9 protein-coding genes are annotated in these 8,056 nt (G+C 39.3%); all 9 read right to left on the bottom strand.

Annotated features, from left to right (window positions below):
* Positions 1-128: 128 nt before the first annotated feature.
* A complete protein-coding gene (locus LJD61_RS19810) occupies positions 129-443 on the bottom strand; it encodes a hypothetical protein (RefSeq protein WP_255229329.1) in 315 nt (104 codons plus the stop codon).
* A 32-nt stretch (positions 444-475) separates the two neighbouring features.
* A complete protein-coding gene (locus LJD61_RS19805; RefSeq protein WP_255229328.1) occupies positions 476-1,411 on the bottom strand; it encodes a thiamine pyrophosphate-dependent enzyme in 936 nt (311 codons plus the stop codon).
* An 11-nt stretch (positions 1,412-1,422) separates the two neighbouring features.
* A complete protein-coding gene (locus LJD61_RS19800) occupies positions 1,423-2,604 on the bottom strand; it encodes a transketolase C-terminal domain-containing protein (RefSeq protein WP_255229327.1) in 1,182 nt (393 codons plus the stop codon).
* Positions 2,605-2,606: 2 nt separating this feature from the next.
* Complete coding sequence (locus tag LJD61_RS19795) at positions 2,607-2,924, bottom strand: 4Fe-4S binding protein (protein ID WP_255229326.1); 318 nt, start codon at positions 2,922-2,924, stop codon at positions 2,607-2,609.
* Positions 2,921-3,499 carry a 2-oxoacid:acceptor oxidoreductase family protein gene (locus LJD61_RS19790; RefSeq protein WP_255229325.1) on the bottom strand — a complete coding sequence of 193 codons (579 nt, stop codon included), beginning with the start codon at positions 3,497-3,499 and terminating at the stop codon, positions 2,921-2,923. Before LJD61_RS19790 ends, LJD61_RS19795 begins: the two co-directional genes overlap by 4 nt.
* Before the next feature lie 159 nt (positions 3,500-3,658).
* Positions 3,659-4,531 (bottom strand): MurR/RpiR family transcriptional regulator, encoded by an 873-nt coding sequence (locus LJD61_RS19785; RefSeq protein WP_255229324.1) that lies wholly within the window; start codon positions 4,529-4,531, stop codon positions 3,659-3,661.
* A gap of 258 nt (positions 4,532-4,789) precedes the next feature.
* Positions 4,790-5,971: a M24 family metallopeptidase gene (locus tag LJD61_RS19775; RefSeq protein ID WP_255229323.1), complete on the bottom strand. Its 1,182-nt coding sequence runs from the start codon at positions 5,969-5,971 to the stop codon at positions 4,790-4,792.
* Between the two features lie 3 nt (positions 5,972-5,974).
* Positions 5,975-7,042 (bottom strand): C45 family autoproteolytic acyltransferase/hydolase, encoded by a 1,068-nt coding sequence (locus tag LJD61_RS19770; protein ID WP_255229322.1) that lies wholly within the window; start codon positions 7,040-7,042, stop codon positions 5,975-5,977.
* Positions 7,042-8,049 carry a uroporphyrinogen decarboxylase family protein gene (locus LJD61_RS19765; RefSeq protein ID WP_255229321.1) on the bottom strand — a complete coding sequence of 336 codons (1,008 nt, stop codon included), beginning with the start codon at positions 8,047-8,049 and terminating at the stop codon, positions 7,042-7,044. Before LJD61_RS19765 ends, LJD61_RS19770 begins: the two co-directional genes overlap by 1 nt.
* Positions 8,050-8,056 lie beyond the last annotated feature (7 nt).

Here is an 8,056-nt window from a genome sequence, read left to right as displayed (position 1 = left end):
AGGCATTTCAGCTTGTCAACATGGTAAATTTTGACCCCCTATGAAGCTTGCCGCAATAGTGTGTGCAAAAAATAGTATATCACAATTCTATATACGAGTAAATATTTTTTTATATTTTTCTACATTTTTTATGTGGGATTTTCATTCATATTATATATAGAATTTACTCCGTCATATATAGACAGATTTATCAGCTTTGGTTCATCCTGATATATTTCTTCCACCTTATCACAGACAGCATTTATTTCAGATTCATTTAATGGTCTTATGGATAAGAAGAACACATCCTTCGAATCTTCGCTATCTCCCACTATCATATTTCCATCAAAGCCTGCCAAGCCTTCGCCGCTATCAAAGTTTATATTTCTTATTTCAATCTTTCCATATTTCTCCGGCTCAGCTATAACGATCCTATCCTTGTCGATCCCTTTCGCTTTACTCATTTGAACCTTCCTCTCTAAATTGACATCTGTTTTTATACTTCCCCGCATTTTTTCAATAATTCTTCCCAGCTTTCATCCACATGCTTTTGAATCTTTTCTATTAAATGAAGATTTTTTTCTTTGAACAAATGCATAAATCTATTCTGAGGCTTTAAATATTCCTCCACGCTCAGCTTTTTTCTCGGTTTATAGGTAAGCTTCCAGTTTCCATCCTCTATTTCGTATAGAGGCCATATGCATGTGTCCACTGCAAGCTTGCAGATTTTCATCAAATCAGGCGTATTATATCTCCAGCCTCTTGGACATGGCGCCAAAACATTGAGAAAGGCCGGCCCTTTTTTATATATGGCCTTCTCTGATTTCAGATACAGATCTTTGAAATCCGCTGTCAGTGTCGTCTGCGCAGCATAGGGAATGTTGTGAGCTGCCATTATTTGAGTCAAATCTTTGTTAAACTGCTGCTTGCCCTGGAGAACATCACCGGCGGGGCTTGTTGTGGTGTCTGTGTATATGGGAGTTCCCGAAGACCTTTGAATGCCTGTATTCATGTACGCCTCATTGTCATAGCATACATATACCATGTCATGTCCTCTTTCCATAGCACCGGATAAGGATTGAAGGCCTATATCATAGGTCCCTCCGTCTCCGCCGAATGCGATGAACTTATACTCATCCTTTATCCTTCCTTTTCTTTTAAGCGCATTATAGGCAGCTTCCGCACCGCTTATCGTAGCCCCTGCATTTTCGAAGGCGCTGTGTATGAAGGAATCCTTCCAGGCCGTATAGGGATAAAGAAATGTGGAAACCTCCAAGCATCCTGTAGCAGCGCCGCATACTGCACGATCTTCCGGCTTTAAGGCTCTCAGCACCCCTCTTACAGCAACGGGAGCACCGCAGCCCGCGCACATTCTATGCCCTCCGATCAATCTTTCCGGCTTGTTCATTACTTCCTTTAAACTATATGCCATAAATGTCCCTCCTATTCTTTTAATCCCAAATATCTGTATGTATCTTTAACGCTGCCTTTTTTCATTATTTCCATCAAATCATCATATACCTTTTTTATATCATCGGTTTTCACGTCTCTGCCTCCCAGACCATAGATATAATTTACAACAGGCATATCATGCGCCTTTCCATATAAAGCCGACTTGATCTCTGCAGCCAGGGGCCCCCCAACGCCGGAAAGACTTTCCGCCTTATCCATTACTGCCAAAGCTTTGAGATTTTTTAGAGCGTCTGCAATTTCATCTGCGGGAAAAGGCCTGAACACCCTGATTTTCAACAGGCCTGCCTTTATACCCTCTTCCCTCAGTTCGTCTACAACTGCTTTTGCAGTTCCGGCGGTTGAGTTTATAACCACTATCCCCAATTCTGCATCTTCCAGCTTATATGCTTCAAACAGGCCGTATCTCCTTCCTGTCAGCTTGTAGAAATCCTTTGCGACTTCCAGTATGACCTTCTTCGCGTTGATCATGGATTGAGCCTGCTCTCTTTTTTGCTCAAAGGTGTGAGAAGGCAAAGACAGTGGACCTACAGCGATGGGTTCCTTTTCATTAAGCAAATAATGCTCAGGATCATATTTCCCTACAAAGTCTTTAACCTCATCGTCTTCCATAAGCTCGATGTTTTCAACGGCATGGCTGGTGATAAAGCCGTCCTGGCATATCATTACCGGAAGCTGTACACTTTTATGCTCGCCTATTCTGACTCCTTGTATAAAGTTATCATAGGCTTCCTGATTGGTTTCTGAATAGATCTGTATCCATCCGGAATCCCTTGCGCCCATAGAGTCGCTGTGGTCATTATGTATATTCAGCGGCCCCGACAAGGCTCTGTTTACACATGCCATAGTGATAGGAAGCTTCATGGCCGAAGCAATATAGAGCATTTCCCACATAAGAGCCAGGCCGTTGGCAGAAGTCGCAGTCATAGTCCTGGCTCCTGCAGCCTGCGCTCCTATACAGGCAGACATAGCGCTGTGCTCCGATTCAACAGGCACAAATTCTGTATCTACTTTGCCGTTGGCGACGAACTGTGAAAAATATTGGGGTATTTCTGTGGACGGCGTGATGGGGAAAGCAGCTACTACATCTGGGTTTATCTGCTTCATCGCAAGAGCAATGCTTTCATTTCCGGATAATCTTTCTCTTATGCCCATTTTCAAACCTCCTCTGCATCTTCTCTTACAAAGTCTATGGCGCCAAAGGGGCACACTTCCGCACATACGCCGCAGCCTTTGCAGTGATTATAGTCATAGTCAAGCCTCTTGCTGTCTTTGACAGGTATTGCACTGTCGGGGCATGTAGGAGGGCAAAGCATGCATTGTGTACATTTTTCTATGATCCATACCGGTTTCATCGCTCTCCAGTCTCCGGTCTTGAATTTTTCTGCACTCCCAGCATCATATATGGTACCCCCGGGGGTCGTCTCTCTCCATGTCAGATTTTCTTTCATATGCCCCGCAAGATTTCCCTTCATATGCCCTCTACCTCCTTTAATGACCTTTCCAAAGCCTTCATATTCCCATCGATCACTTGAGGCTTGGTAGCGAATTTATGAGCAAAGCTTTCTTTCATATAACCCAGGAATTTCCCTTCGTCCATTATTCCGCTCACTTTCACCACCGCGCCCAGCATAGGAGTATTGGGGAAGTTTTTCCCTATGGTTTCCTCAGAGATTTTTCTTGCATTTATGGTGCAAATCTTGCCTTTGAAGTCCTTTAGGTGTTTTCTCAATTCTTCAGGGCTTTTGTCCGAATTGATTATTATGGCACCGCCTTCCTTAATTCCTGATGCCACGTCTATAGGCCCTATCAATGTCTGATCAACAACGGCTACATAATCAGGTTCATATATATTTGAGTGAATGGTGATCTTTTCATCACTGATCCTATTGTAGGCCGTTATGGGTGCTCCCATTCTCTCAGGGCCGTATTCAGGAAAACCCTGTATGTATTTGCCTGTATTGAAGGCAGCGTCTGCTAAAAGCAATGCGGCTGTTTTAGCTCCTTGACCTCCCCTTCCATGCCACCTTATTTCAATAAGCTTTTTCATTCTTGTCCCTCCTTTTAATTTGTCTGAGAATATTATATGCCTAAAATTTATTTAATATTATTTGAAGTAATATCAATAATGCAATAACAATAAAATGTCAGCAGTCTGATAATAATAAAACCCATCTTAACAGATGGGTTTTATTATTATATTCTCTATTTAAAAAATCTGGGTTTTGTTAATATAGGGCTCTAACATATTAAGACGTTCCTTAGCTTGCTCATCTAATAGAACGGCAAGCTTGGTGCAAATTAATTCCAAGAGAAACATGGGGGCTACATTGGAATTGAAAAAGCTTAAACTTGCCACATCAACTATCATAAGCTCATCGGCATGTTGAGAAAAGGGTGCCGTTGCTCTATCAGTAATAAGAATTAACTTTGCTGATTTTTCTTTGCAGATATTAATAATATCAAGAGTGTTCTTCTTATATCTATTAAAACTAATTATAACTAAACAATCATCTTTTTCGATATCCATGACCTTTTCAATATTGCTTATATCCTCGCTTGTTGCTAAAATAACATTTCCAATGATCAAGCCAAGTAAAAAACCAAATTTGTTAGCAAGGTCGGCAGTCCCTCGATACCCATTTATATATATATGATTACTTGTAGCCAAAATATCCACTACACGATCAATTTTAGCAGGAGTATTCTTAGATAGAACACTCATGATATTATTAGAATTAAGCTCAAAAATTTTTGTAATTAGCTTTTCCTGTGATAATTCATTATTATTCATTTCCACTATTCTTTGCATAGGAGGTAACCGAAAGTTATCAGAAAAATCTGCCTGATAGGATATATATTCTTGCATTTCCTTTTGAAGCTCATTAAAACCATTATACCCCAAAGCTTTAGCCATTCTATTAACAGATGTATTACTGGTGTTAAGCTCTTTAGCAAGATCGCTAGCCGACATAAAGCAAACTTTACTGACATTATAAAGAATATATTCGGCAATATAACTTTCTTTTTTTGTGAGCTTAGATTTAATTATCTTTTCTTTTAAATCTTTTAAATCAGGCATTTTCCCCCTCCAAACAACTTTATTAAGGAAATTATATCCTTTTTTTATAGTTCTTAATATATCTTACACCACAATGAATTGTATTATCAAGAGGTTTGATAAGCCATTCCACCATAATCTTGAGTATTTCCCTATCGGTCTCCTTCATGCCTACTCTTCCTAAACGTCCTATACTCTTAATAGTATCCTCTGCAGTGCCCTTAACGAGCCCTTCACCGCTGCCTCAATCCAATATATTTTCACATGAAAGCATTTTGCTTATTTATTGATTATTATGCATTTATTATTAATCTTGGTTAGCAGCTCATACCCATTCTCAGTAATAAGCACCGTATCGGAATGTCTGACTCCTCCCCAAGATTTTTCCATCAGCCCAGGTTCAACTGTTAAAATCATACCAGCCGTCAGAGGAATTTTGACTCCCTTGCCTATTGAAGGAAACTCGTGTGCAGAGCATCCCATTCCATGTCCAATTCTTCCGGGAAGAATATCCCCAAAGCCATACTTGGTGAATAATTCTACCGCTTCAAAATAAAGGGACTCAAGCGTAATCCCCGGTTTCATTTTATCAAAAACCGCTTGTCTTGCTTCCAGCATCGCTTTGTAAGCTCTATCCCTTTTTTCATCCAGCTTATTAACAATAATGCTGCGCTCATTTTCAGCATGATATCCGTTGACTTTTGCCCATGCCATGGGCAAAGAAATATCACCGGCCATTGGAATATAATGTTTTGGGCAGTCACATCCATATGCTATATGCTCATTAGATAGACACCATACGTGGAAACTATCGATTATTCCTCCTTCTGAGGTTCCAAATCCGCAAATCTCCGTATTACTATATAATTTGCTCCATGTCTTGCGCATTTGATACTGGCCTTCTGTGGAGGCACATGCCTCAGAATAACCTTCCTGAAGATATTTGATAGTGGTTTCAACTCCGATGTCAACCAGGTCAGCAGATTTCCTTGCACAGCTTATTTCATATTCATCCTTGATCATCCTCATCATATTTACATCCACAGAAATATCTTCAATGAAAGAAATGTTAAGCTTAGTGCAAATATCTTGATAAAGCTTATAATTTACGTCGCTCAATTCCAAGCCAAGCTTGATTGGTCCATGGGACAAAATTTCTCTTATTGCATCAACAGGGTCCATTGCAAGAGAAATATTAGCACCCCATTTCCCATATAGCTGCACATTATCGAGGGATCCTTCCTCCTTTGCATGATCACATCTAATGCTGTGCACCAGCAAATGTGCTCCCTTCTTAACACTGATAATTACAAAACACGGATGGCTATTGATTACAGGATTGAAGTTGCTGAAATAAAACACATTTTCCGGTTTGATTATAATTGCTGTATCCAATCCTTTTTCAACCAGCTTGTCTTTTAGCACCTCAATCCTACGATTAACAAGTTCTTTTACCTCCATACTCTACCTCTTCTCCGCCAAAGATGCATATCTCAAATTCATACATGGATTACCTATAGTAGTCCATGCTTCTCGATCTTCCAATATTACCATGCTGGAAGAAACCGTTTGCCCAAGCACATCTCCTTTAGGATGTCTGCATATGGAGTTGATCCCATTCTCGTGATCAGACATAATTCTGAATAAATCCTGAAATCTTAGCTTGCCATAGCGTTCTTTAATCATCTCACCAATACGTTCAAATCTCTTATATGTTGATTGATACTGCTGCGGATCGGGATTTAGGTTCTTCGTTTCCGGCAAAATATAATGGTTTGTCCTATATAGCACACCTCTCCCGTCATCTTCTTCTATATACATTGAATTCCGTGTTGTCTCAATGGCATATGCATCCTTCTCGTCCACGGCAATAATGTTCAATCCATTCATCCTTGGAGAAGTTTTAATATATTCAATAACCTCTTTTGCAGTTTTGCAATTGTCAAGCAATAGTCTAATATTAACAAATATATGAGCTGCATCAACCTCGCTAAGGATGGGCTCCGCACTTTTTGACCAAAAACCTGTTGTTGTAACTCCCAAGCCATAATTGTTCATTCCGCTGGCAGGATAAGTGACTACACCAGCACCACTAACTTCAATCATGCTGTTTCCGTTATTGTTTTCTCTTTTTATAACAGCCTGCTCAATCATACAGCCCATGTCTCTATTTTTTATCAAATAAGTATTTCCATCGTAAGTCGCTTTGCCTCTAACCATAACCATGCTACACTCTTGATTTAAATACTGGGTCATAAAGTATGCAGGTATATTAAGCAGGAGAATATCCTCCATGCAGATACCCGAGCCATCAGCTATTCCTCGCATTTCTTCCATCAAATCATTATGATTCTTTTCCATAAACTTAGCATTACTTTCGACAAAAGAATTGTAACGTACCATATCCACTTTATCGGCAACTAACTTAGTTTTTACATTTTCAATATTATTTTTTATTATCTGTGAAAGCTCTTTACCTTGTATAATACCTTGTTCATAGGGTGTTCCTTTTACTACAGTAATACTATTCATTATACAACCTCCTTCTTTAAAACAGCTTCTTCAATTTCATATTTTACCTGCTTCACATACTTTAGTATTTCTTCATCTATAGGATATCGGATAACGCATCCCGGTGTAAGGATATGTCCTCTTCCCTTGAGTGCTTTAACACATTCATATATTTGATTTTGTAATTCATTTTTGTTTCTGTTGGTAATATCCATTCTTTTAATTCCACCCATTACGCATTTATGAGCTAAAAAATTTGCCTCCTCAAGTTTAGGTAAACTTTCCCACACATGCCAATTAAAAACATTTACAGGATAATTCTTCAGCAAGTTAAACATAATATTCTCTCCATGGGCATGAAGCACATTAAACCAGCCTTTTGACGCGGTTATGACCCTTTCATCATAATAAACCCCATATTCTTTATACAATTCTTCGCTCATAATGTCATATGAGCTCATCTGTGAAGCAAAAAATATGCCATCTGCGCCAATACCAATTGCTCTTTTAACAAGCTGGCATGTGGTCTGAGTAATGGCCTCAAGGGCTTTGTGCACCTTGCTTCCGCCTCCATTCTTAATATGTTCAGTTAAATACTTGTTTGATATTTTATCTGCCGTAGTGATTGGGCTGAACACGGTAAAAATTACGGGAACTTCACCTTTTGTTTTTTCAATTAGCAAGGACAATGATGTCAGCTCACGCTTCAATGCTCCCTGATCTATGCTTGTAACCTTTACATTTTCCCAATCATCAATAGATTTTACAGGAGTATCTATTAGCTTTGCCACACCACCTGACACAATATCGGAGTAGTCGATTGTACAGCCCAGATCCTCTATAGGATACATACCATTATTCATTGTCTTTATAAAATCAATATCATATTTCTTATAAAAATCAAAAGTGGCATCTGCAAGGGCAGACGGATCCATGTCTATTCCAGGCAAATGTGTCCAAAATGCATAGGGTATAGAATCAGTTTGCCTACCCTCAATAGCTGCTTTAATCCGTTCAGTTTTTGTCATAATTTAA

The sequence above is a fragment of the Lutispora saccharofermentans genome (genome assembly GCF_024363565.1).
In the GTDB taxonomy this organism is placed as follows: Bacteria; Bacillota; Clostridia; order Lutisporales; family Lutisporaceae; genus Lutispora; species Lutispora saccharofermentans.
Note: the sequence above shows the minus strand (reverse complement) of the source record. Positions and strands in the feature narration are given on the sequence as shown.

Bases quoted from the DNA above. Each gene is read 5' to 3' on its own strand.
- LJD61_RS19810 (WP_255229329.1), bottom strand. From the start codon at position 443: ATGAGTAAAGCGAAAGGGATCGACAAGGATAGGATCGTTATAGCTGAG.
- LJD61_RS19805 (WP_255229328.1), bottom strand. From the start codon at position 1,411: ATGGCATATAGTTTAAAGGAAGTAATGAACAAGCCGGAAAGATTGATC.
- LJD61_RS19800 (WP_255229327.1), bottom strand. From the start codon at position 2,604: ATGGGCATAAGAGAAAGATTATCCGGAAATGAAAGCATTGCTCTTGCG.
- LJD61_RS19795 (WP_255229326.1), bottom strand. From the start codon at position 2,924: ATGAAGGGAAATCTTGCGGGGCATATGAAAGAAAATCTGACATGGAGA.
- LJD61_RS19790 (WP_255229325.1), bottom strand. From the start codon at position 3,499: ATGAAAAAGCTTATTGAAATAAGGTGGCATGGAAGGGGAGGTCAAGGA.
- LJD61_RS19785 (WP_255229324.1), bottom strand. From the start codon at position 4,531: ATGCCTGATTTAAAAGATTTAAAAGAAAAGATAATTAAATCTAAGCTC.
- LJD61_RS19775 (WP_255229323.1), bottom strand. From the start codon at position 5,971: ATGGAGGTAAAAGAACTTGTTAATCGTAGGATTGAGGTGCTAAAAGAC.
- LJD61_RS19770 (WP_255229322.1), bottom strand. From the start codon at position 7,042: ATGAATAGTATTACTGTAGTAAAAGGAACACCCTATGAACAAGGTATT.
- LJD61_RS19765 (WP_255229321.1), bottom strand. From the start codon at position 8,049: ATGACAAAAACTGAACGGATTAAAGCAGCTATTGAGGGTAGGCAAACT.